The sequence below is a fragment of the Fictibacillus phosphorivorans genome (genome assembly GCF_023715845.1).
Lineage (GTDB): Bacteria > Bacillota > Bacilli > Bacillales > Fictibacillaceae > Fictibacillus > Fictibacillus phosphorivorans_D.
In genome coordinates, this window is sequence record NZ_JAMBOR010000007.1 from 50376 (window position 1) to 74063 (window position 23688).

Genomic DNA, 23688 nt, shown 5'->3' on the forward strand with positions numbered 1-23688 from the left:
TAAGCGGGGTGGATGACATGGGTATAAAAGAGAAAGTGAAGCAGTGGTTTTTGGGGCCGTCTTATACCGAGGAGTCATTGAGACCAATCGAAGACCGAGAACAGTTTATGCAGACTCTGAAGCTTGGCTGCCCAGTTGCATTTAGAATGAGAGACGGCTATGGACTGATATTGTTCGAGGAACAAGAGGAACTAGGCGTCGTTTACGTAAAAGATGCATTTGGAGTACATGAAGATTATCGCAGCTATTTCACACTCCCCGATCTCATCACGTTCTTCAACAATCATAGGAATAAAGGTATTTCTTTTTACGCGTTGAATAATTAAACGATAGGAATGTACAGCACCTCACGTTGTGGGGTGTTTGTTTTTGATCTTGCTAGAAACATAGCCGTACATACGGAAACTACTTCCCATACTAAGGAAAGAGCAGTAGGTGGAACGCGAAGCTTTATTTGTTTGAGAAGAGGTAGAAGGTAGGGATGAAGTTTTGTCGAGAAATGTCGACTCGTGATTATTTTGAAATGAGCGTGGGATTTTTACAATTAAGCAAGGAAAAAATGTTGCTAAGCGAGGGATTATTTCATTTAACGTGGGATTCACGAGTTGAAATTTCGTAAGTCCACAGTGAAACATTAAAAGGAAAAAAGCTAGTTCATTCACCTTACAGAGGCGATAGGGGACCAGCTTTCTTTATTAAAAAAATGTAACGTTTGTTCACAAACGCTCCTATTTAATCGCTTTTTTATTGCGCAGCTTTCACAAACTCTTCCATCATCTCGTAGCTCATCGGGCCGATGTGTTTTTCGCGGATAATTCCTTTTTTATCTACAATAAAGGTGGTCGGAATGGATACGGTTTTGTATAGATCTCCGACTTTGCCTTCCATATCCAGCAGGATAGGAAAGTTAATCTTATATTCATCAGCAAACTTTTTCACTTCTTTTTCCGAATCGCTACTAGTCAGGTTTACTGCGAGAATCTCGATTTTTTCAGAGGAGTGCTCATTATAGAAACGTACCATCTCCGGCATTTCTGCTCGGCATGGCGGACACCAGGTTGCCCAGAGGTTAATAAAGACGACATTTCCTTTTAAATCGGACAAACTTATCGATTCACCATCGCTCGTTTTAAGATCAAAGTCAGGTGCCTTGTTTCCTGGCTTAATACCCGTAGCTACAGTCTCAACTGCTGCAGCGTCTTCTTTTTTGCCGCCAAGCGGGGTATTGTTGATGACGGAAAAGAATAGGGCTGTCACAAGCATGGAAAGAACCGTTTTTTTGAGTTGAAAGGATCCATATGTGTATAGGTAAAAAGAGAGAATCGTAAAAAATAATGAGATGAGACCATCTGCTGATACTTTTTCAGATGCAAAATGGGCGCCATAATAGATGGCAAAGAATATCGAGAGACCTAAAATACCGCTATAAAAAATGCGGTTCCGTTCAAGCTCTCTTTTTCCTGCGGCTCTCAATAAATAAAGTACAGCTCCAATCACGCCAAGAACGATACCTGTTTCCCCGCCGTTAAAATACAAAAGATGAGAGGGATGTTTAAATGCGAGAACCGGGTGCAGGAGCAAGTAACTGACTTTCCATACCAACCAGCAGATGACGATGGCATTCGTTAAAACGTCGAGAATCTGCTTTTTATCAGGTTCTTTTCTTAATTTTAATGACAGCATCCCATACGCGATCAAAGCAGACCCTAGAATAGAAAGCCACACCATTTTTACAGGAAAAGACCCAATTGAAATGAAGTTCTCCATTATCACACCATCCCTCAACTTGTCCTTATTCTAAACTTTATCAAACTTGCCTTCTTTTTATTCCTAATTTTGCTCAAAAGAAAAACGGTGAAGATATAAAATCTTCACCGCCTCTTTTAATTTTTATAAGAGGTAAAATCCAACGCCCATAATGAGGTAGGCTGCTAATAATGTCAGTCCTTCAAACCAGTTCGTATCTCCATCGTTCGTTAAAGAGATGGTTAAGAATACGGCGAGAACCATCGCGACCAGTTCAGGTAGTGTAAACACGAGTGACATCGATTTCTCAAAGAAAAGAGAGATCAAAACGAGAACAGGAGCAACAAACATGGCGATCTGAAGCGTTGATCCGATCGCGATTTCGACAGCTACGCCCATCTTGTTTTTATAAGCCATGATGATTGCGGATGCGTGTTCTGCCGCATTCCCTACGATCGCAACGATGATGACCCCTATGAACACTTCACTCCAGCCGAGTGTTTCTCCAACCTCTTCGAACGTATGAACTAACTTTTCAGATACATAAGCTACAGCAACCGTAGATAGAGCTAGGATAATAAGGGCTTTCATCTTACTCCACTCAGCCGTTTCTTCTTCATGTCCCTCATCATGTTCTGACTGATAGACCCCTCTGTGCGTTACAAGTTTAAACAGAAGTGCGGCAATGTACAAAATGATCATGATGATTGAGACCCAAACGCTCAAGGTGAGTGATTCAGCATCGTTCAGTTTATAAGAGAACACCTCAGGGAAAACAAAAGCGACTACAACCCCGAATATAAGCAGTCCAGCATTATGACGGGCGTCATACACACTGAACTTTTGTTGTTTGTACTTTAAGCCTCCCACAAAAAAGGAAAGCCCTCCTACGAGTAAAAGGTTTCCTAGTACGGAACCAGTTAAAGATGCTAATACTACGCTTATGAGTCCAGCTTTTAATGCGAAAATAGAAATAATAAGTTCGACCGCATTTCCAAAAGTAGCGTTTAAGAGTCCGCCGATTCGAGGTCCTGCAACGATTGCTAAGCTTTCTGTCGCGCGTCCCATGTAACCCGCAAGTGCAACGATGGTAGCACAATAGATCACAAATAAGATAAGGTCGGGCCAATGCTGCATGCTGCCGAAAACAGACAGCGGCACACCTATAATGATGGCAAGAAAAAAGATGCGATTAAACAAGACGCATACCATCCTTTCTTCTGTATGTATTTTTTACATACTATTCCCTGAAATTTATTTTCTTAACTACCGATTTTTTTCGTATATGAGTTGACATGTTTCGAGGGGAAGTGTAGACTAACTACTAAATCTTTATCTTGGTAGTACATTAGCGAATTAAAGCATCATGTTGAAGGCGCAATGATCCTTCATTGGAGATTGCCGTTAGAATGAGTACAAGCGAAAAAACAACTTCACATATAAAAGGATGAAGAAAATGTCTAAACCGTTTGTTTTTGAAAAACCTGCAGGCATGAGAGATACACTTCCTGCTTTTTATCAAAAAAATGAAGATATTAAAAATACAATAAAAAAAGAGATGGAATCTTGGGGCTATCAGTTCATTCAGACACCGACATTGGAATATCACGAAACGGTTGGGGAAGCATCAGCCATTTTAGATCAGCAGCTGTTTAAACTTCTCGATATGGAAGGAAAAACACTCGTATTGAGACCAGATATGACAGCTCCAATCGCACGTGTCGTTTCTTCTAGTATGAAAAATGTCGCTTATCCGCTTCGTCTAGCCTATAGTTCACCTGTTTTCCGCGCTCAACAGCGTGAAGGAGGAAGACCGGCTGAATTTGAACAGGTAGGGATCGAACTGATCGGTGAAGGAACATCCAGTGCAGAGGCTGAAGCGCTAGCTTTAATGACCGAAGTCATCAAAAAGAGCGGGATTCAGTCGTATACAATAGCAGTCGGCCATATCGGTTTCGTTCAAGAACTTTTGGCAGATATCCTAGGAAACGACAACAGAGCAGCAGACCTCCTTCGCTACCTAAATGAAAAAAATTATGTTGGGTATACGTCTCACGTAAAAGAGCTTCCGTTATCTTCTATCGATACACAGCGCTTATTAAAACTTTTGGAATTAAGAGGCGGAATCGAAGTGCTGGATGAAGCAGCTGCATTATCTCCAAACAGGAAAGGGCAGCAAGTGTTAGAAGAACTCAACACGTTATACACATTGTTAGAGGACTATTGTGCGGCAGAAAATATCGTTTTTGATTTTACACTGTTCAGCCATATGAGCTATTACACGGGCATTGTTTTTGAAGGGTATGCTGCAGGAATAGGTGCTCCGATCGCAAGCGGCGGCAGATACGACGACCTGTTGAGCCGATTTGACCGCAAAGCGCCAGCAATCGGTTTTGCGATTCGAATGGACTATTTTATAGATGCATTCAATAGCAAAAATGATTCAACGAAAAAAGAATGTATCTTGTATACATCAGAGCGCAGAAAAGAAGCGCTAAAGTTAGCAAAGTCTAAAAGGGTAGAAGGCGGCATCATCGTGATGCAAGACTTGTCTGGGGTTAGAAATGTAGATGAATTCAGTAAACGTTTCGATGAAATTCATTATTTGATTGGAAGTCAGCAAGGAGAGGACTTGTAATGAACACAGTTTTAACGATGGCGATGCCAAAAGGAAGAATATTTGAAGAAGCAGTCGACCTGTTAAGACAAGCAGGCTATCCGCTGCCTCCTGAATTTGAAGAATCACGAAAACTGATCATCGATGCACCAGAAGCGGGACTTCGTTTCATTCTCGCAAAGCCGATGGATGTACCGACATATGTAGAACATGGCGTTGCAGATATCGGAATAGCAGGGAAGGATGTCATGCTCGAAGAAGAGCGGGATGTTTATGAGGTGCTGGATCTTAAAATTTCCGAGTGTTACTTAGCGGTAGCTGGTCTACCTGAGGGAAACTATCAAAAGGTCGCACCCAAAATTGCTTCAAAGTATCCGAACGTTGCTTCTCATTACTTTCGAGAACAAGGTCAGCAGGTAGAAGTGATCAAACTGAACGGATCTATTGAACTTGCGCCGTTAATCGGCCTAGCTGATCGCATTGTAGATATTGTTTCCACCGGACGGACGTTAAAAGAAAATGGCCTGGTCGAGCTTGAGAAAATAGCGGATATTACTTCAAGGCTTATCGTAAATCCAGCAAGCTACAGACTACACGCGTTGCGGATCAATGAACTGGTCGAACGTATGCGCAAACTGGTCGAAAACAAGGGGGATGTTCAGTGAAAATCCAGCCCGTATCTGAATTAAAGACGTTAGAGAGAAGTGTTGAACAAAATACAGAGAAACAGCGAAAAGCAGTATTAGAAATCTTAGAGAATGTAAAACTTGAAGGAGACAAAGCCCTTTTAAACTATACGGAAAAATTTGATGGTATTTCACTGCAGTCTCTTGAGGTATCCAAACAGGAAATGGATGAAGCTGTAGCCTCTTTAGACAAAGAGATGATCGCTATTATAACAGAAGCCGCTCAAAACATTCGTGAGTATCACGAAAAGCAGAAGCGCCAGTCTTGGTTCTTTACCAGAGAAGACGGGACGATGCTCGGACAAAAAGTTACCCCTTTAGACTCTGTCGGCGTATATGTGCCTGGTGGAACAGCAGCCTACCCTTCCTCTGTACTGATGGGTGTCATTCCTGCAGCTGTTGCTGGTGTTAAAGAAATCGTTCTTGTGACTCCGCCTGGAAAAGACGGTAAACTTCCTGCAGCCGTTTTAGTAGCCGCATCTCTCGCGGGTGTTAAGAGGATGTTTAAAATGGGCGGTGCTCAAGCGATCGGTGCGCTCGCATACGGAACGGAAAGCGTACCAAAAACCGATAAGATCGTAGGTCCAGGAAACATTTTTGTCGCACTCGCAAAACGTGAAGTGTTCGGCGTTTGTGATATCGATATGATCGCGGGACCAAGTGAGATCGCTGTACTTGCAGATGAAACAGGAAACGCTAAATACATTGCAGCAGACCTGCTTTCTCAAGCTGAACACGATCCTCGTTCTGCAGCATTTTTAGTTACAACTTCAAATGATCTAGCAGAAAAAGTGGCATCAGAAGTCAAAAGCCAGCTTGAGTCCCTTCCAAGAAAAGAAATCGCTGCTCAAGCCGTAAGAGATTACGGAGCTATTTATATTGTGGATTCACTTAATCAAGGTGCAGAAGTGATCAACCAGATCGCACCGGAACACTTAGAGATCATGACGAAGGATCCGATGAGCCTGCTCGGTAAAATCAAGCATGCTGGTGCGATCTTTCTTGGCGAATACAGTTCTGAACCAGTCGGAGACTATTTTGCCGGCAGCAATCATGTTCTTCCGACAAGCGGGACGGCACGTTTTTCAAGCCCGCTGAACGTAGATGATTTCACGAAAAAATCGAGCGTAATCCGCTATAGCGAACAAGCGATAAAAGAAAACGGCAGAAAAATATCAGCGTTTGCACGTTTAGAAGGATTAGAAGCACACGCGAGGGCAATCGATTATAGACTGGAGGACAAATAAATGGAAAAAAGACGTCAGCATACGATCGAACGAAACACAAAAGAAACACAAATCAGCTTATCACTCGATATCGATGGAGAAGGACAAGCTGACATCCAGACGCCTGTCCCCTTTTTAAACCATATGCTTGATGCGATTGCTCGCCATGGTCACTTTGATTTAACAGTGAACGCAGATGGAGATGTTGAGATCGATGATCATCATACGACAGAAGACGTTGGAATCTGTCTTGGACAAGCGATACAGGGCGCATTAGGCGACAAAAGAGGGATCAAGCGTTACGGAAATGCTTTTGTACCGATGGATGAAACATTGGCTCAAGTGATAATTGATCTATCAAACCGTCCGCATTTGGAATTTCGAGCAGAGTTTCCAAGTCAGAAGGTCGGTTCTTTCGATACAGAGCTCGTACATGAATTCTTCTGGAAATTGGCTTTAGAAGCAAGAATGAACCTGCATGTGATCGTTCATTATGGAACGAATACACATCATATGATCGAAGCAGTTTTCAAAGCTTTTACCAAAGCGCTGGACGAAGCCACACAGATCGATCCGCGTGTTAAAGGAGTGCCTTCCACGAAAGGAATGTTATAGATGATCGGAATTATTGATTATGGAATGGGCAACCTTCACTCTGTCTGTTCTGCCTTAAAACGAATTGACCAGCCGTACATTCTTTCCGGCAATCCAGAAGAACTTCATGAAACAGATGGACTGCTTCTTCCTGGAGTTGGATCGTTTAAGGACGCGATGAATGAACTTCAAGAAACAGGACTTATTGATTTTATAAAAAAAGAGACAGAGAACGGAAAAACACTTATGGGGATCTGTTTAGGCATGCAGCTTCTTTTTGAAGAAAGCACAGAGAACGGTTTAACGAAGGGACTCGGACTGTTACCCGGAAGAGTTGAGCGTTTTAATGGTGTAACGGCTGAAGGAAAAACGTATAAAGTGCCTCATATGGGCTGGAACAACCTACATTTTTTACAAAAGGAACAGCCTCTCTTAACAGGACTTGATGAAGGTTACGTCTATTTCGTTCATTCCTATGTCGTGCAAACGGAGGACAGAAGTGTGTTAGCAGCGGCCGCTCATTATGAAGACGTGGAAGTGCCGGCAGTAGTGGGGCGCGGACAAATTATGGGTACGCAGTTCCACCCTGAGAAAAGTTCAGAAACAGGCATGGGGATGCTGAAAAACTTTTGCCGTTTCGTTGAGGAGGGAAACCAGAAGTGAGTTCATTCATATTATATCCAGCAATCGATATGCGAGGCGGGAAATGTGTCAGGCTTTTGCAGGGAGACTACGACCAGGAAACGGTTTATGGTGATTCACCGTTTGATATGGCAAAACAGTTTGTGGGTCAAGGGGCCGAGTGGATTCATATGGTAGACCTTGATGGTGCAAAGGACGGAAAAAAAGTGAACCATGAACATGTAGTCCGTGTATCAAAAGAATTGTCTGCAAACGTACAGATCGGCGGCGGTATCCGATCTATGGATGACGTTTCTTTTTACTTAGATAACGGTGTTGACCGGGTTATTCTTGGCAGCGCAGCGGTTTCAAATCCTGATTTTGTGCGAGAAGCTTTAAGTCGTTATGGCGGGTCAAGAATAGCGATCGGATTAGATGCGAGAGATGGTTTTGTGGCAACGGAAGGCTGGCTTGAAACGTCTCATATCCTAGCAGTTGATCTTGCAAAAAGACTCGTAGCTGAAGGTGCTGAAACGTTTATTTTTACCGATATCTCAAAAGACGGCATGCTCCAGGGACCGAATGTAGAAGCGATAGGAGAACTGGCTCGCATTACGGGTAAGGAAGTAATCGCATCAGGTGGTGTCAGCTCGATTGATGACTTGGTCTCCTTAAAGAAAGATGAAAGAAACATCGCAGGTGCGATTATCGGAAAAGCCCTCTACACAGGGCGATTTACTCTTTCGGATGCGTTAGGAAGTGTGAAGTAATGCTAACAAAACGAATTATTCCTTGTTTAGATGTAAAAGAAGGTCGGGTTGTAAAAGGCATTCAGTTTTTAAACTTAGTAGATGCAGGAGACCCTGTTGAGCTTGCCAGGTTTTATGATAAAGCAGGTGCAGATGAACTGGTTTTTCTAGACATTTCAGCGAGCCACGAAGGGCGTGATACGATGATCGAAGTCGTAGAACGTGTTGCCGCTGAACTCGCCATCCCTTTTACGGTTGGAGGCGGAATCAACAAGTTAGAAGATATGAAAAGAGTCTTAAGAGCAGGTGCTGACAAAGTTTCTGTAAATACGGCGGCCCTTTTACGACCCGAACTTGTTACAGAAGGATCCGATTACTTTGGCGCTCAGTGCATGGTGGTTGCGATCGATGCTAAGTATGACGAAGAGCTTGCTTCATGGCGTGTATACACGCATGGGGGGCGCAAACCCACTCAGTGGGAAGTCACTGAATGGGCGCAGGAGGCAGTGAAGCGAGGTGCTGGAGAGATTCTTCTAACCAGCATGGACAAGGACGGAGAAAAATCTGGATTTAACCTAGCTCTTACAAAAGCAGTCGGTGAAGCCGTGACTGTTCCGGTAATCGCATCAGGCGGCGCAGGAAACGCTGAACATTTTTATGATGCGTTCACAGAAGGCAAAGCCGATGCTGGTCTTGCCGCTAGTATTTTTCATTATAAAGAAACATCGATCGGAGAGCTAAAGTCAGAATTGCAAAAGTTGGGGGTGTCTGTACGTTGAAATGGGAAAAGTTGAAATTTGATGAAAACGGGCTGATTCCAGCAGTAGTACAGGATTATCAGTCAAAAGAGGTTTTGACGGTCGCCTACATGAGTGAAGAGTCGCTCGAAAAAACAGTCGAAATGGGCGAAACTGTATTTTTTTCAAGATCTCGAAAAGAATTGTGGCATAAAGGAGAAACGTCCGGTAATACACAAAAAGTAAAGAGTATTCGTTACGATTGTGATCAGGACGCTTTAGTTGTTTTAGTAGAACCTCAAGGACCAGCCTGCCACACAGGAACGTACAGTTGTTTCTCAGAGACACTCTATAATGCTGATCATAAAAAGGATGGACCGAACCCAGATCGATACGCCATCTTAAGTGAGCTGCAAGAAATTATTGCGCAGCGGGAACATGAAATGCCTGAAGGAGCCTATACGACTTATCTTTTTGAACATGGTGTAGATAAGATTTTGAAAAAAGTTGGGGAAGAAGCGGGAGAAGTCATCATTGCCGCAAAAAACCGCGACCCTGAAGAGCTTAAGTGGGAAGTTTCGGACCTGTTTTATCATGTATTGGTTCTTTTACAGGAACAAAAGGTACCGTTGGACGATATTTTAGCAACATTAAAGGAAAGACATACAAAAAAGGACAACTGAGAAGTAAATTCTCGGTTGTTTTTTTGTTTTTAGTCTCACCCGAAACCTCATTAAATTAGTTTTTGTCGAAAGTTTCCTGCACATTATTTATATCCAAAGGGGTGTTAGTATTTTTAGCCTGTGTTATAATTTTTGGGTTGAAAACTTTGTGAACTGAACGATAAAGAGGTAAAGAGTTTACATAGTAGATGGGGGAACTAGTATATGTATAAAAGAAATAGGGCCACTGAAGCAGGCGGCACCGTTCTTCCCTTTATTCAGGATGGGGACTATTTTTTTGATAAAGGAATTAAAGCCTATAACAGGCGTGATTTATATACAGCAAAAAAAATGTTTGAGCGGGCCGTTACTTTCCAGCCGGAAGAGCCCTCTTTTTTATGTCAGTTGGCTTCAACGCTTGCTGAGATCGGTGAATATGAGGAATCAAACAAGTATCTATTGAACGTAATTGAGAGTGGATCTGACATGTCAGAGTGCCACTTTTTCCTTGCGAACAATTTTGCTCATTTAGGCATGTATTCGGATGCAGAAGAACATGCTTTGTTATACATGCAATACGATCCAAATGGTGAGTTTGTTGATGATACACAGGAACTGCTTGATCTGATCAGCCTTGAAACAGGCAAGTTTACGAACGGTCTTCCTCTTTCAACGGAAGAAGAGCTGATCAAACTTCATGATGAGGCAAGACAATCAATCGAGCGCGGAGACCTTACTCTTGCCCAAGAGCAGCTTCGTAATATCATAGAAGATCATCCGAAGTTTTGGGCGGCATACAACAACTTAGCTCTTACGCATTTCTATAAAAGTGAATATGATGAGGCGATGGATGTTCTTCAGGATATTTTGGATAAGAACCCTGGAAATCTGAACGCATTATGTAATTTAGCAATCTTCTTGTTCCATTTAGGTATGGATGAGACTGGAAACAAACTAGTGGAACGTCTTAAAACGGTACACCCGATGCACCCTGAGCACCGGTACAAGCTAGGAAACACGTTTGGACTTTTAGAAGAGCATGTTTATGCGAATAAGTGGCTCCAGACACTACGAAAATCGTCGTTCATCTATGATCCTGTTACGACACATATGCTTGCGGTTTCTTATTACGCACTCGGACATAGGGAGCTAGCTTTAAAAACGTGGAAAAAAGTACTTGAATTAGATCCCGAAGGCCATGTTGCACCATACTATATGGAGAAAGCTCAACAAGGGGAACTGACGGTGTCAGGCGGAGACTATCAGTACCGTATTCCAACAAATAATCAGAACAAGCCGAAGAAAGATCGCCACAGAAAAGCGATGGAACATATCCAGCAAGTACGTAAAGGGCTGGAAAAAACCAAAATTACGCATTTATTTTTATTGAGAGGGAATAAAAATGAAGAGGCCTATGAGACGCTTCGTGATTTTTGTCTGCGTAAAGAAGAATCTCTCTTTGTAAAAGAAATTGCGGCTAACATTATGCTTGAGCATCGTCCGGATCTTCCGGTCAAGCTCGCACATGAAGAAGCTCTCGTCGAAGTAGGAAGTCCATCGGTTCTATTAACTCAGGCACTTAATGTTCTTCAGATGATTAAAGAAAGCCGCTCTGCGATCGATGAGCAAGTTCTTTTTTATTGGTCAGAAGCGATAAAGTTGTCAGAAGTGAAAGGTGAAAAAATCTTTGATAACGAAAGAGCGATCGCAGCGACAATCGATCACTTAGCACGAAAGCAAAAGGTGAAATCGACTCAAAAAGCAGTCGCAGAATTGTATGATGTATCAGTTTCCGTGCTCTCCTTAAGGATTAAAAAGCTGATCAGCTGGGTAAATCGTAACGTATGAGCAGAATCTTGGACTTTGCTCCTATGAGCCGATAGGATAGACGTATAGTAAATAAGAATTTCCTTATATAAGGAGTGTACTTGAATGAGTGAAGAAAAAATTTATGATGTAGCAATATTAGGTGCAGGACCAGCTGGAATGACTGCAGCGGTCTATACATCACGTGCCAATTTGGACACGATTATGATCGAACGCGGAATTCCGGGTGGACAGATGGCTAACACAGAAGACGTTGAGAACTATCCTGGATTTGACCATATCTTAGGACCAGAACTATCCAACAAGATGTTTGAGCACGCCAAAAAATTCGGTGCTGAATATGCCTATGGTGATGTAAAAGAAATCATTGACGGTGAAGAATATAAAACCATCAACGCGGGAAGCAAAACGTACAAAGCCCGTTCGATTATTATTTCTACTGGTGCCGAATATAAAAAGCTAGGTGTACCGGGTGAAAAGGAATTTTCCGGCCGCGGTGTATCGTATTGTGCGGTATGTGACGGAGCTTTCTTTAAAGGCCGCGAGCTCGTGGTTGTCGGCGGCGGAGACTCTGCTGTTGAGGAAGGCGTGTACTTAACACGTTTTGCATCAAAAGTAACAATCGTTCACAGACGTGATAAGCTTCGTGCACAAAAAATCCTTCAACAGCGTGCATTCGACAATGAAAAGATCGAATTTATCTGGAATCACTCTGTTAAAGAAATTCACGCTGAAAACAACAAAGTGAGCAACGTTACACTTGTGAATACAGAAACCGGCGAAGAGTCTGATTTTAAAACAGATGGTGTATTCATTTATATCGGAATGCTTCCGCTGAATGCGGCTTTCAAAGACTTAGGAATTACGAACGAGAACGGATATGTTGAAACCAATGAGAACATGGAAACAAGAATCCCTGGTATCTTCGCTGCAGGTGATATCCGTGAAAAATCACTACGTCAAATCGTTACCGCAACAGGTGATGGAAGTATCGCTGCTCAGGCAGCACAGCACTATGTGGAAAATTTGGCTGAAAAGTTAAAAAACGTAACTTCTAATTAATCAAGTTGTAACAGTGGTGAAACAATTGTGGGGTAATATGATTATAAGAAATTGACCCCCTTTTTATAAAGGCAAGACTTTGACACGGAGCTAAGCTTCGTGTCCTTTTTTTATGTTTGTTTTAAGGAAATATTTCTTTCAAACTACTTTTGTAAGTTGATTGGAATGTAAGGTGCGAGACTCCTGAGGGCTCACCGCACGCCCCTCGGAAAGCAAGCAAACTGGAGAGGAAATCAACATCTTACTTAAGACTACAGCGTTAATTCCAAGTTTTTTTCACATAATAAGACAAAAACGATACGCTAAACGAAGAATACTAAATACGAGAAACCCTTGAGGCGTCAGTATTGTGAGGGGTTACATAATTTAGTATACTAAAGATATAACGAAGCCCTGAGGTGAAATAAGTGCAAAGAGTAACAAACTGCGTGTTAATCAAAGAGAATAAAGTGCTTTTGCTGCAAAAACCTAGACGGGGCTGGTGGGTAGCTCCCGGAGGTAAAATGGAGTCAGAAGAGTCCATTCGTGACTCTGTCATCCGGGAATACCGGGAAGAAACAGGAATTTATTTAAAGAACCCGCAATTAAAGGGTGTTTTTAATTTTATTATTAAACAAGGTGACAAAATCGTCTCAGAATGGATGATGTTTACCTTTTTAGCTACGGAATCAGAAGGTGAAGCGTTAGAGGAATGTGAGGAAGGGAAGCTAGCATGGAAGTCGGTTGATGAAATTCGGGAACTTCCGATGGCACCAGGAGATCATCACATTTTGGATTATATGACAAAAGGAAGTAATATGATTTTTGGTACATTCACCTACACACCTGATTTTGAACTGCTTTCTTATCGATTAGATCCGGCTTAAACATGTGCCAATAGCAATAGTTGGACAAAAGTAACAGGGGGGAAATGGCATGGAGAGACAAGACGTACAAATGGTGATTATTACAGGAATGTCAGGAGCCGGAAAAACGGTGGCCATGCAGAGCTTCGAGGATTTAGGCTTCTTCTGTGTAGATAATCTGCCGCCTGCATTACTCCCTAAATTTGTAGAATTAATGCAAGAATCTGCCGGTAATCTGAATAAAGTCGCACTCGTAATGGACCTTCGTGGCCGAGAGTTCTTTGATCAGCTGTTCTCTACACTAGATCAGCTAGCGGTCTCTTCAGATATTCAGCCGCAGATTTTATATTTAGATTGTAAGGACGCTACCCTTGTCCGCAGGTATAAAGAAACACGGCGTTCGCATCCGCTGGCGAAAAGCGGAAACCCTCTTCAAGGGATCACGCAGGAACGCGAAATGCTGGAAGAGTTAAAGGGAAGAGCGCAGCAAGTCATTGATACTTCAGACCTTAAACCATTGCAGTTGCGTGAGCGAATCATTCAGCGATACTCTGCGAACGCTGCACATCCGTTTACGGTTAATGTAATGTCGTTTGGTTTTAAATACGGCATGCCGATCGATGCTGACTTAGTGTTCGACGTTCGTTTCTTACCGAATCCTCATTATATTGAGCATATGAGACCGAGAACAGGGCTTGAGCCCGACATTTCTGAATACGTACTAAAGTGGCCGGAAACAAACAAATTTTTAGAGAAGCTGCTTGACCTTCTTCACTTTATGGTTCCGCAATACAAGCGTGAAGGGAAAAGCCAGCTTATAATCGGAATCGGCTGTACGGGCGGAAAACACCGTTCTGTAGCTCTTGCTGAATATATCGGAAACACGCTATCAAAAGAGTATGTTACGTTCAGCAGCCACAGAGATATGGGAAAGGATAAAGAATAGATGAAAAAGCAGCCGAAAGTGGTAGTGCTAGGCGGCGGTACGGGTCTTTCCGTTCTCCTTCGCGGTTTGAAGCACTATCCTGTAGAAATTACTGCTATCGTTACGGTTGCAGATGATGGCGGAAGCTCAGGAAGACTGAGGAGGGATTATGACATGCCTCCTCCTGGTGATGTCAGAAACGTAATCGCCGCACTTTCTGAAGTGGAGCCATTGGTAGAAAAAATGTTTCAGCACCGGTTCAAAGTGGGGGATGGAATTACTGGCCACTCGCTTGGAAACCTTCTTTTAGCTGCGATGCATGATATTACGGGAGACTTTTTAACCGGAATCCGGGAACTTTCCCGCGTTTTAAACGTAAGAGGTCAAGTACTGCCTGCAGCGAAGAACAGTATTATTTTAAGTGCTGAATTAGAAGATGGGACGATTGTACAGGGGGAATCTAAAATTCCACTGTCGAATAAAAAGATTAGAAGAGTTTTCTTAAATGATGAAAATATCGAACCGCTTCGTGAAAGTGTGAAAGCCATTCAAGATGCTGATCTTATTGTAATCGGGCCGGGAAGTCTTTATACGAGCATTCTGCCTAACCTTCTCGTCGGTGGTATTTCCAAGGCGATCCGCGAGGCAACGGCACCTAGAGTGTATGTGTGCAACGTTATGACTCAGCCAGGTGAAACTACGGATTACACAGCAGGAGATCATGTTCAGGCTTTGATCGATCATGTAGGGCATAATTTTATTGATGTTGTTATTGTGAATAATGAAACAATACCTCCTGAGTTTCTAGATCTTTATCTAGAAGAAGGGGCGTCACAAGTTTTATTTGATGAGGAGCGTCTTCGGTCGTTCGGAATCGGATTGGTTTGTGATAATATCATCCAGTACGGAACACTCGTCAGACATGATGCAAAGCGTGTATCTGACCTATTGTTAGGACTTATTGAAAAGTAAAAAGTGTTTATTGAACAAAAGAGAGGTGGTGAAGCAGATGTCATTCGCTGCAGATACAAAAAAAGAATTAACGCAGCTCGAACCGAAGGACTGCTGTAAAAAAGCAGAACTGGCTGCATTGATTCGAATGAATGGCTCCATCTCTTTCAGCAACAGAAAGCTGGTTTTAGATATTCCAACTGAGAACGCGGCAATCGCAAGAAGAATTTATACGTTGATCAAACGTGTGTATCCTTATCATGTTGAACTGTTGGTACGTAAAAAGATGCGCTTGAAAAAGAACAACGTGTATATCGTACGTGTTTCAGAAGAATCAAGAGCATTGTTGGAAGATTTAAAGATCATTGACGGTGCATTCACGTTTACTCGTAACATTGCAGAGGAATTTAAAAAGAAAAGCTGCTGCCGCCGTGCATATATGAGGGGGGCTTTTCTAGCAGGTGGTTCCGTAAACCACCCGGAGACGAGCTATCATCTTGAGATTTTTTCTATGTACGAAGAGCATACGGTTGCATTGGCTGAACTGATGAACAAGTATAAGCTGAAAGCCAAAGTGCTCGAGCGGAAAAAAGGGTACATCATTTACTTAAAAGACGGAGAGAAGATTTCAGAGTTTCTAACTTTGATCGGTGCTCACCATGCCGTTCTGTTCTTTGAAGATATTCGTATTTTAAAAGATATGAGAAACTCGGTTAACCGCCTCGTTAACTGTGAAACAGCGAACCTGAACAAAACCGTGGGAGCTGCGATGAGACAGGTTGAGAATATCAAATACATCGAAGAGCAAGTAGGACTTGAAGTGCTGCCAGACAAGCTGCGTGAAATCGCTCGGCTGCGTGTCACTCATCAGGAAATTACGCTGAAAGAATTGGGAGAGATGGTATCATCCGGTCCTGTCAGCAAATCAGGCGTTAATCATCGTCTGAGAAAAATCGATGAAATTGCAGAAAAAATTAGAACCGGTCAACCCATCAATTGATGTTTCGATATAAAGAGATAGAGGAGGTAGAGTAGAATGGTTGAGAAAAAGGTAACTGTCCAGTTGAAAACCGGACTTCAGGCGCGTCCGGCTGCACTTTTTGTTCAAGAAGCCAACCGTTTTTCTTCAAATGTGTTCGTTGAAAAAGATGGAAAGAAAGTTAACGCGAAAAGCATCATGGGGATCATGAGCTTAGCAGTAGGTTCGGGGGCTGAACTCGTGCTGGCAGTGGATGGCCCTGATGAAAACGAAGCAATCGAAGCCCTCACTGATTTTGTCTCAAAATCTGAGTAGGGGTCTGACCCCAAACAAATACAAAACGCCAATTTGTCCATATGAGAAGGACAAGTTGGCATTTTTTATTTTTCAGGGTTGGCCGCGCTCCTTTTCTTAATATAGTTATAAGGAGGAAAGGGAGGCGATTGCTTTGGAACATACGAGCATTATGTATGACTGGTCGTTTGCCGTGGGTTTAACGGTGATAAACATCCTCTTAACCCTTTATATCCTTAAACCAAAAAAGAGCACCCTGAGGAGGATCTATTGGGTGTTCATGCTGATTTTTATCATCATCTATCCTCTTGCATTGCTCGGCTATTCATTTGCAGATTCTTCGAGTCCAGGGCTGTTTTTAAGCTTGGCTTTTGGAATCACGACAACCTTTAGTATCCTCTTATTTTTTTGTGTGTGCTGGATCTGGGTCATTAGGCACTCCTTTTATCGCTGATTATCTCTTTTTTGTTCACGGCAAACAGTTGACAGGCAAAGGGCTAGCCTTTATATTATTCCTAATCAGGAATAGTAGTTAGTTGAGATGAGTGGAGAGAAGAGAGTATAGCTTTAGCTGAGTTGAGCGTATTAATCCTAGATGATACCTCTTTCTTAGTTTATTTATGCTGAATGATTAACTAGCCTCCGCTGTATCAAGCGCGAGGCTTTTATTATTTGAAAGAGGTGGTTGAACATGTTTACTCCATCGTTACGGGACGTGAAGTCTCTAACCAAAGAAAATTATAATGTGATTCCGGTCGGCTTTACATACCTTTCGGATCATGAAACGTGTATCTCGCAATTTGAGAAGGTCCGTCATGAAGATTATTCGTTTTTACTCGAAAGTGTAGAAGGCGGAGAACGTTGGGCTAGGTACTCTTATATTGGCAGGAAGCCTTTCCTTGTTATCTCTTCAAAAGGGTATGATGTGAATCTAACCTATTTGAACAGCAATGAAAATAAAAAGATTCAAGAGCACGGCTCTCCATTAGAGGTCGTAAAGCAGCATATCACACGCTATAAATCTCCAAAACTCTCTCAACTGCCACCATTCACGGGAGGTGCTGTTGGATTCTTCGGTTATGATCTGATTCATACTTTCGAAAATGTTCCTTCACCCCCAACTCCATCTAATCAGACGAATGAAATGGAGTTTTTATTTACAGATGAGATCATCGTGTTTGATCATCTTAAACAAAAAACAACGATCATCTGTAACATGCACATTGACCCTGAAGATCAAGAAGAAACTATTCAGAAGAAATATGAAAAAGTTTGTGAAAACATCCGTAAGGCTTACCGAGAATTGCAGGAAAGTCCAAAAAAGAATTCGATTAAAAGTGACTTTACGTTTGAAAGACGAAAGCAATCCGGAAAAGTTCGCTCTACCCATTCGAAAGAAGAGTTCTGCTCCATGGTCGAAAAAGCAAAAGAGTATATTAAAACAGGTGACATTTTTCAAGTCGTTCTGTCACAGCGATTTGAGCAGGAAACCGAAGCAGATCCCTTTGATGTGTATAGACTGCTTCGTTCCATGAATCCTTCACCGTACATGTACTTTTACAAGTCAAAGGGCACTTACATTGTTGGTGCATCACCGGAACTTCTAGTAAAAGTGGATGACGGCTGCGTGGAGAACCGGCCGATCGCCGGAACGCGGCCAAGAGGAAAAACACGAGAAGAAGACTTGGCGTTTGAAAAAGATCTTTTAGCCGATGAAAAAGAACGCGCGGAACATGTTATGCTCGTTGACCTTGGCCGAAATGATGTGGGCCGGGTTAGTGAATTCGGAACAGTGGAACTCGATTCTTATATGGAGATCGAACGATATTCACACGTGATGCATATCGTTTCTCACGTAAAAGGAAAAATGCGAAAAGATAAAGACTTCTTCGATGCGCTCCGGTCCTGTATGCCAGCTGGTACCGTATCCGGTGCTCCTAAGGTTAGAGCGATGCAGATTATCTCCGAGCTTGAAAAAGAAGCAAGAGGGGTATATGGGGGGGCAATCGGCTATCTAGGCTTTAATGGCCAAATGGACTCCTGTATTGCCATTCGTACGATCGTTTTCCAAGATGGAAAAGCCTATGTTCAAGCAGGCGCAGGCGTTGTAGCAGATTCGGTTCCAGAGCGTGAATACGAAGAAACCGTCAACAAAGCCAAAGCTATGCTCAAAGCAATCGAGGGGGGGACAGACCCCATACAAATACAAATCCCTAGTTTGTCCATTCGGTGAAGACACAGCAGCTTAATCATCTGAATAGCTGCAAACAAAAAAACAGGATCGCTAACCGCGATCCTGTTTTTTAAATGCCTTATTTTTTAATATCTGTGTTATCCACTGTAGTGATCAGCTTATCAACCAACCCGTATTTAACAGCTGCTTCTGCTGTTAAGAAGTTGTCACGATCTGTGTCGCGCTCGATTACTTCAAGTGGTTGGCCTGTTTTTTCTGCCAAGATTTTGTTTAGCTGCTCACGCATTTGAATGATACGGCGAGCGTGGATTTCGATGTCACTCGCTTGACCGCGTGTTCCGCCTAATGGTTGGTGAATCATGACCTCTGAGTTTGGAAGTACGTAACGTTTCCCTTTTTCACCTGCAGCAAGCAAGAATGCACCCATAGATGCAGCCATACCGATACAGATTGTAGATACATCTGGTTTGATAAAGTTCATCGTATCATAAATCGCCATACCAGCTGTGATGGATCCACCAGGACTGTTTATGTATAACGAAATGTCCTTATCTGGATCTTCAGCAGCTAAGAATAAAAGCTGTGCGACGATAGAGTTTGAAACGTTGTCATCGATCGCGCTACCAAGCATGATAATACGGTCTTTTAATAATCGGGAGTAGATATCATAAGCGCGCTCCCCACGGTTCGTTTGTTCAATTACTGTTGGAATTAAATTCATGGAAATCCTCCTTCTCCTTTTTCACTCATACTGTACTGTCATCATACAAAAAAGGTCAAACAAGGTCAAACGATATGCTGTGTAACTTTTGATTTCGCCAAAACTGCGAAATATCCTTCTTTACCTTATGTATGGGCTATCATCATAATGCCCGCGAGGAGTAGGATTTTAAACCTCTGGATGTAAAAACATTACCCTTTTTCTTATCAGGGTAAGCTTAATTTTGATTTTTTACTTCGTTGTACGCTTTTTCTAAGTTACGAATGCGGCGAACGATCTCACTGTTTTTATTTAAGTTATCATTGATCAACGTGCCAACAATGGAACGGTAATAAGCGTTCATGGCATGTGTTTTAGTAAAAACATCTTTATTTCTTTCGATGTATTGTTGAAAGTTTTCTTTAAAATAAGGGACTGAAAATGCTTCGCTCATAGTTGATCCTCCTAATTGAAAAAAATTTAAATTTCATGTATATAAAACCCTTATCTATCATAGCCTATTCTTGCGCCTGATTAAAATAAATAAAAAAAGTCATCCCTTGTTTTGACAATTAAATAGAGGCGTGGTATAGTTTATTTAACCATTTACGGTGTGAATATTTATGGATTTAAAGCGGTCGTACTTTTTGAATAAGAAGTGGAACACTTAAATCCACTTCTGAAATATTCAGATGAGTACGCATTTTTTTATGCCTTTTTATTTACATAGTAAAACGGTTAAAAGAGTTAAAACGCTTACATAGCGTTTGTAAGGAGGAAACACCCATGCAAAATGGTAAAGTAAAATGGTTTAACGCTGAGAAAGGTTTCGGCTTCATCGAAGTTGAAGGCGGAAACGACGTATTCGTTCACTTTTCTGCGATTCAATCAGAAGGCTTCAAGTCTCTTGAAGAAGGACAAGAAGTATCTTTCGAAATCGTTGATGGCGAGCGTGGACCACAAGCTGCTAACGTAACAAAACTTTAATAGTAAAGTTTAAAATGCCAGACTGCCTCAGGGCGGTGCTGGCATTTTTTTATGTCCTAAAAAGTATTATAAATTGTGTGAGAATTGTTTGGGGTCTGTCCCGGGACAGACCCCAAACAATTCTTACAATTCTCGCGTTAAGTTGTTTCTCCGCCAAATTTTGTAGGATGTATAGCGCTTTCATCTGTAGTATCATAAGTAAGGGGAGGGATTTAAAATGGAAATGGGTTTGTACCAGCAACAGAGCATGAACCTCGTCATGACAACTGAACTACGCCAGGCCATCGCCATTTTACAAGTTCCGAGTTATGAACTTACTTCCTATCTGCAAGAGCAGGCACTAGAAAATCCGTTAATCGAAGTTGCCGAGCCGCCCGGCATGTTTACGACGCTAAAAAAAAGCGGCGAGAAAAAAGGATTCGGTGCTCAATCAGAAGAAAAACAAAGTTTCGATCACCTGATCATCGAACAAGAAACACTGTATGACTATCTATATAAACAATCTATCCTGCTCCCGCTTCAAGAGCTCGACCGTAAAATCTTTAATTACCTTTTATTAAGCTTAAATGAAAGCGGTTATCTAACCGTCTCAGCAGAAGAGACTGCCACTCGATTCAACACAACTGTCGAAGAGTGTGAAAAACTAATCGCGATACTGCAGAAGTTAGAACCTGCTGGGATCGGAGCTCGTAATTTAAGGGAGTGCCTTTTGATCCAGCTCTCAGAATTAAACTTAGTACATTCGTTAAGCTACACGATCGCCGATCAACACTTAGAACTACTCGGAGAAAGAAAAATCCAAGCCTTATCGGAACTGCTGAATGTCACACCACATGAGATAGAAGAAGCGGCAGATTTTTTGCAGAAACTTGATCCAAGGCCAGGAGCTGCTTTTTCACCAGCCGATAAGCAATCTTTCTTATACCCTGATGTGTCTGTGACTATGGAAAACGGCAAGCTACATATTTCCATTAACGAACAATATTCACCAGTCATGAAACTGAATGATAGCTACGTACCTCTTTTAAATGACAAAAAGCAAGCGTCAAAATTTATAAATGAAGCGTATCAAAAGTTTAACTGGCTAAAAAAAGCGTTAGAACAGAGGAAAGAAACCTTGCTCAAAATTACTTCTGAGATCGTGAGAGCCCAAAAGAAATATTTTTACACGTTCGATAAAAGAGACCTCATTCCTTTAACGTTAAAAGAGGTAGCTGAACAGATCGGTGTTCATGAATCTACGGTAAGTCGTGCTGTGAAGAATAAGGTTTTGCAGACGTCCAAAGGAGCAGTTGAGTTAAAGTCTTTTTTCTCAGCAAAAATTTATACGCCTGATGGCGGGAGTGCGTCCGCAACATCTGCAAAAACAGAAATAAAAAAACTAGTAGACAGCGAGAATAAACGAAAACCTTTGTCTGATCAAGTACTTGCAGCTCTATTAGAACAAAATAGCGGATTAAGCATCTCACGTAGAACGGTTGCAAAATATAGAGAAGAATTAAACATCCCTTCTTCTTCTAAAAGAAAACGTTATACATCATAATGGTTATCTAAGCCCCCTTCCAGCCGGAAGGGGGCTTTCCCTTTACTTGGACGCAGCATTCCCACACCACTAAGAAATAGAACTTTACCTGCCGACCCCATACTTCATGATAAACTTACTTCATAATAAAGAATCATTTAAAAGGAGAACGAAAAATGGGCACAAAAAACTTAATCTTTTATACGAAGGAACATTGTCCACTTTGCGATAAAGCGCATAATCTATTAAAAGATCTGCAAAAAGAAATAACCTTCAACATTAAAACGGTAGACATTTATAAAGACGACACACTTCTTGAAAAATACGGATTAATGATTCCTGTCATTGAAGTAGATGGCACAGAAATCGATTATGGGATCATCTCCATCGATAAAGTAAAGAAAGCGCTTACTAATTTTTAATAAGTAAAAGTTGTTGAAATCTAGTGAAAGTATTTGATAATATTAACTTGCCAGAAAGAATTTTGACTTTTTTATGACAAAAAATTATTCTGGTACGTTTGAAACTCATGTGATCAGGGAAATATACAATTGGCAATAATATACTTGGGTAACACCAAGTTATTTTCTTACGCTAATGGGACAAAAAATGACTAACCGGGACGAAAGATGTCCAGGGAGGGAGTTTTTTTCTCAACACGATCAAAACGTACGGTAATCCCATTCAATCAGGAGAATGTGCAATGAAGAATTTAATAGATGTTCAAAAGAAATTGCTGCCAGACCTTCTGGATACGATGCGGAAACGCTATAACGTTTTAAATGTGGTAAGAATTCATGAGCCCATTGGAAGAAGAAGTTTAGCTTCCACCCTGAACATGACAGAACGAGTTTTGCGTTCTGAAGTTTCCTTTTTAAAAGATCAAGGACTTCTTACCATTCAGACTTCTGGCATGTCATTAACTTCTGAGGGGCATGATATTTTAGTAGAACTCTCTGAGATGATGAAAGAACTGTCAGGTTTGCATGTTTTAGAATCAGATCTTAAGGAAATGTTAAATCTGTCTGAAGTCATCGTGGTACCAGGTGACAGTGATCAAGATCTTTGGGTCAAGAACGAGATGGGGAAAGCGGCAGTTGACAGGCTCAAACGTCAGCTATCTGCCAAAAGCATCATAGCTGTAACAGGCGGCACAACACTTGCTGCAGTTGCAGAAATGATGACACCGATCCAAAAAGGGCAGCAGTTGCTATTTGTTCCTGCGCGCGGAGGACTTGGCGAGAAAGTTGAAAACCAAGCCAACACGATCTGTTCAACAATGGCACAAAAAGCGAAAGGTGAATACAGGCTGCTTCATTTGCCGGATCAGCTCAGCAAAGAAACCTATCTTTCTTTAATGGCCGAACCTGGTGTAAAAGAAGTGATGGAGCTCATACACTCCGCTGGTATAGTGCTGCATGGGATTGGTGATGCTAAAACAATGGCAGAACGCAGGAATTCCAACCCCTCCCTGCTCGAAAAATTGGATAAAGAAAAAGCCGTCGCTGAGGCGTTTGGCTACTACTTTAACCAGCAAGGGGAAGTCGTTCATCGCGTCCGAACGATCGGACTGCAGCTTGATGAGCTTCACAACAGTGATTTCATCATGGCAATTGCAGGCGGTTCGTCAAAAGCAGATGCGATTGCAGCTTTTATGAAACATGGTCCCAAAAAGGTACTTATTACAGACGAGGGAGCTGCCCGCAAACTATTGGGTCGCCCGTAAGTCTATTTTCATTTCGTTATTAAGGGGTTATCCCTTTA

General features: G+C 42.0%; 25 protein-coding genes. 21 read left to right on the top strand and 4 right to left on the bottom strand.

Annotated features, from left to right (window positions below; translation table 11 throughout):
- Window positions 1-17 precede the first annotated feature (17 nt).
- Entirely contained in the window at window positions 18-326 is a 309-nt protein-coding gene (locus tag M3206_RS07475) for a hypothetical protein (protein ID WP_251311894.1), read from the top strand.
- A gap of 418 nt (window positions 327-744) precedes the next feature.
- On the opposite strand, the gene M3206_RS07480 is transcribed toward M3206_RS07475, so the two are convergent.
- Entirely contained in the window at window positions 745-1767 is a 1023-nt protein-coding gene (locus M3206_RS07480; protein ID WP_251311895.1) for a peroxiredoxin family protein, read from the bottom strand.
- A gap of 123 nt (window positions 1768-1890) precedes the next feature.
- Window positions 1891-2946, bottom strand: a complete 1056-nt coding sequence (gene cax, locus M3206_RS07485) for a calcium/proton exchanger (RefSeq protein WP_251311896.1) — start codon at window positions 2944-2946, stop codon at window positions 1891-1893.
- Window positions 2947-3202: 256 nt separating this feature from the next.
- On the opposite strand from cax, the gene M3206_RS07490 reads away from it, so the two are divergent.
- From M3206_RS07490 to trpE, 16 genes are all read left to right on the top strand, one after another.
- Window positions 3203-4384 carry an ATP phosphoribosyltransferase regulatory subunit gene (locus M3206_RS07490; protein WP_251311897.1) on the top strand — a complete coding sequence of 394 codons (1182 nt, stop codon included), beginning with the start codon at window positions 3203-3205 and terminating at the stop codon, window positions 4382-4384.
- The gene (gene hisG, locus M3206_RS07495) at window positions 4384-5028 is read left to right on the top strand and encodes an ATP phosphoribosyltransferase (protein ID WP_251311898.1); all 645 of its coding nucleotides are present in this window, start codon (window positions 4384-4386) and stop codon (window positions 5026-5028) included. The genes M3206_RS07490 and hisG overlap by 1 nt, the downstream gene beginning before the upstream one ends.
- A complete protein-coding gene (gene hisD, locus M3206_RS07500) occupies window positions 5025-6296 on the top strand; it encodes a histidinol dehydrogenase (RefSeq protein WP_251311899.1) in 1272 nt (423 codons plus the stop codon). Before hisG ends, hisD begins: the two co-directional genes overlap by 4 nt.
- Entirely contained in the window at window positions 6297-6890 is a 594-nt protein-coding gene (hisB, locus tag M3206_RS07505) for an imidazoleglycerol-phosphate dehydratase HisB (RefSeq protein WP_251311900.1), read from the top strand.
- A complete protein-coding gene (gene hisH, locus M3206_RS07510) occupies window positions 6891-7532 on the top strand; it encodes an imidazole glycerol phosphate synthase subunit HisH (protein ID WP_251311901.1) in 642 nt (213 codons plus the stop codon).
- Window positions 7529-8260: a 1-(5-phosphoribosyl)-5-[(5-phosphoribosylamino)methylideneamino]imidazole-4-carboxamide isomerase gene (gene hisA, locus M3206_RS07515; RefSeq protein ID WP_251311902.1), complete on the top strand. Its 732-nt coding sequence runs from the start codon at window positions 7529-7531 to the stop codon at window positions 8258-8260. Before hisH ends, hisA begins: the two co-directional genes overlap by 4 nt.
- Window positions 8260-9018, top strand: a complete 759-nt coding sequence (gene hisF, locus M3206_RS07520; RefSeq protein ID WP_251311903.1) for an imidazole glycerol phosphate synthase subunit HisF — start codon at window positions 8260-8262, stop codon at window positions 9016-9018. The genes hisA and hisF overlap by 1 nt, the downstream gene beginning before the upstream one ends.
- The gene (hisIE, locus tag M3206_RS07525) at window positions 9015-9659 is read left to right on the top strand and encodes a bifunctional phosphoribosyl-AMP cyclohydrolase/phosphoribosyl-ATP diphosphatase HisIE (protein ID WP_251311904.1); all 645 of its coding nucleotides are present in this window, start codon (window positions 9015-9017) and stop codon (window positions 9657-9659) included. Before hisF ends, hisIE begins: the two co-directional genes overlap by 4 nt.
- A gap of 204 nt (window positions 9660-9863) precedes the next feature.
- A complete protein-coding gene (locus M3206_RS07530; RefSeq protein ID WP_251311905.1) occupies window positions 9864-11486 on the top strand; it encodes a tetratricopeptide repeat protein in 1623 nt (540 codons plus the stop codon).
- A gap of 84 nt (window positions 11487-11570) precedes the next feature.
- Entirely contained in the window at window positions 11571-12527 is a 957-nt protein-coding gene (trxB, locus tag M3206_RS07535; protein WP_251311906.1) for a thioredoxin-disulfide reductase, read from the top strand.
- A 407-nt stretch (window positions 12528-12934) separates the two neighbouring features.
- Window positions 12935-13393, top strand: coding sequence for an NUDIX hydrolase (locus M3206_RS07540; protein ID WP_251311907.1), 459 nt, complete (start codon window positions 12935-12937; stop codon window positions 13391-13393).
- A 49-nt stretch (window positions 13394-13442) separates the two neighbouring features.
- Window positions 13443-14318, top strand: coding sequence for an RNase adapter RapZ (rapZ, locus tag M3206_RS07545; RefSeq protein WP_251311908.1), 876 nt, complete (start codon window positions 13443-13445; stop codon window positions 14316-14318).
- Window positions 14319-15269, top strand: a complete 951-nt coding sequence (locus tag M3206_RS07550) for a gluconeogenesis factor YvcK family protein (RefSeq protein WP_251311909.1) — start codon at window positions 14319-14321, stop codon at window positions 15267-15269.
- A gap of 37 nt (window positions 15270-15306) precedes the next feature.
- On the top strand, window positions 15307-16248 hold the full coding sequence (gene whiA / locus M3206_RS07555; RefSeq protein WP_251311910.1) for a DNA-binding protein WhiA: 942 nt from the start codon (window positions 15307-15309) through the stop codon (window positions 16246-16248).
- Between the two features lie 36 nt (window positions 16249-16284).
- The gene (locus M3206_RS07560; protein WP_251311911.1) at window positions 16285-16542 is read left to right on the top strand and encodes an HPr family phosphocarrier protein; all 258 of its coding nucleotides are present in this window, start codon (window positions 16285-16287) and stop codon (window positions 16540-16542) included.
- Window positions 16543-17212: 670 nt separating this feature from the next.
- Window positions 17213-18754: an anthranilate synthase component I gene (gene trpE, locus M3206_RS07565; RefSeq protein ID WP_251311912.1), complete on the top strand. Its 1542-nt coding sequence runs from the start codon at window positions 17213-17215 to the stop codon at window positions 18752-18754.
- A 79-nt stretch (window positions 18755-18833) separates the two neighbouring features.
- On the opposite strand, the gene clpP is transcribed toward trpE, so the two are convergent.
- Entirely contained in the window at window positions 18834-19436 is a 603-nt protein-coding gene (gene clpP / locus M3206_RS07570) for an ATP-dependent Clp endopeptidase proteolytic subunit ClpP (RefSeq protein WP_251311913.1), read from the bottom strand.
- A gap of 217 nt (window positions 19437-19653) precedes the next feature.
- On the bottom strand, window positions 19654-19869 hold the full coding sequence (gene yvfG / locus M3206_RS07575) for a protein YvfG (RefSeq protein ID WP_251311914.1): 216 nt from the start codon (window positions 19867-19869) through the stop codon (window positions 19654-19656).
- 332 nt (window positions 19870-20201) lie between these two features.
- Here yvfG and cspD point away from each other — a divergent pair, with 332 nt between their 5' ends.
- The 4 genes from cspD (at window position 20202) to M3206_RS07595 (ending at window position 23650) form a co-directional block, all read left to right on the top strand.
- Window positions 20202-20402 (top strand): cold-shock protein CspD, encoded by a 201-nt coding sequence (gene cspD, locus M3206_RS07580; protein WP_066245685.1) that lies wholly within the window; start codon window positions 20202-20204, stop codon window positions 20400-20402.
- A 217-nt stretch (window positions 20403-20619) separates the two neighbouring features.
- Window positions 20620-21945 (top strand): RNA polymerase factor sigma-54, encoded by a 1326-nt coding sequence (rpoN, locus tag M3206_RS07585; protein WP_251311915.1) that lies wholly within the window; start codon window positions 20620-20622, stop codon window positions 21943-21945.
- A 155-nt stretch (window positions 21946-22100) separates the two neighbouring features.
- A complete protein-coding gene (locus M3206_RS07590) occupies window positions 22101-22346 on the top strand; it encodes a glutaredoxin family protein (protein ID WP_251311916.1) in 246 nt (81 codons plus the stop codon).
- Window positions 22347-22627: 281 nt separating this feature from the next.
- Complete coding sequence (locus M3206_RS07595) at window positions 22628-23650, top strand: sugar-binding transcriptional regulator (protein WP_251311917.1); 1023 nt, start codon at window positions 22628-22630, stop codon at window positions 23648-23650.
- Window positions 23651-23688 lie beyond the last annotated feature (38 nt).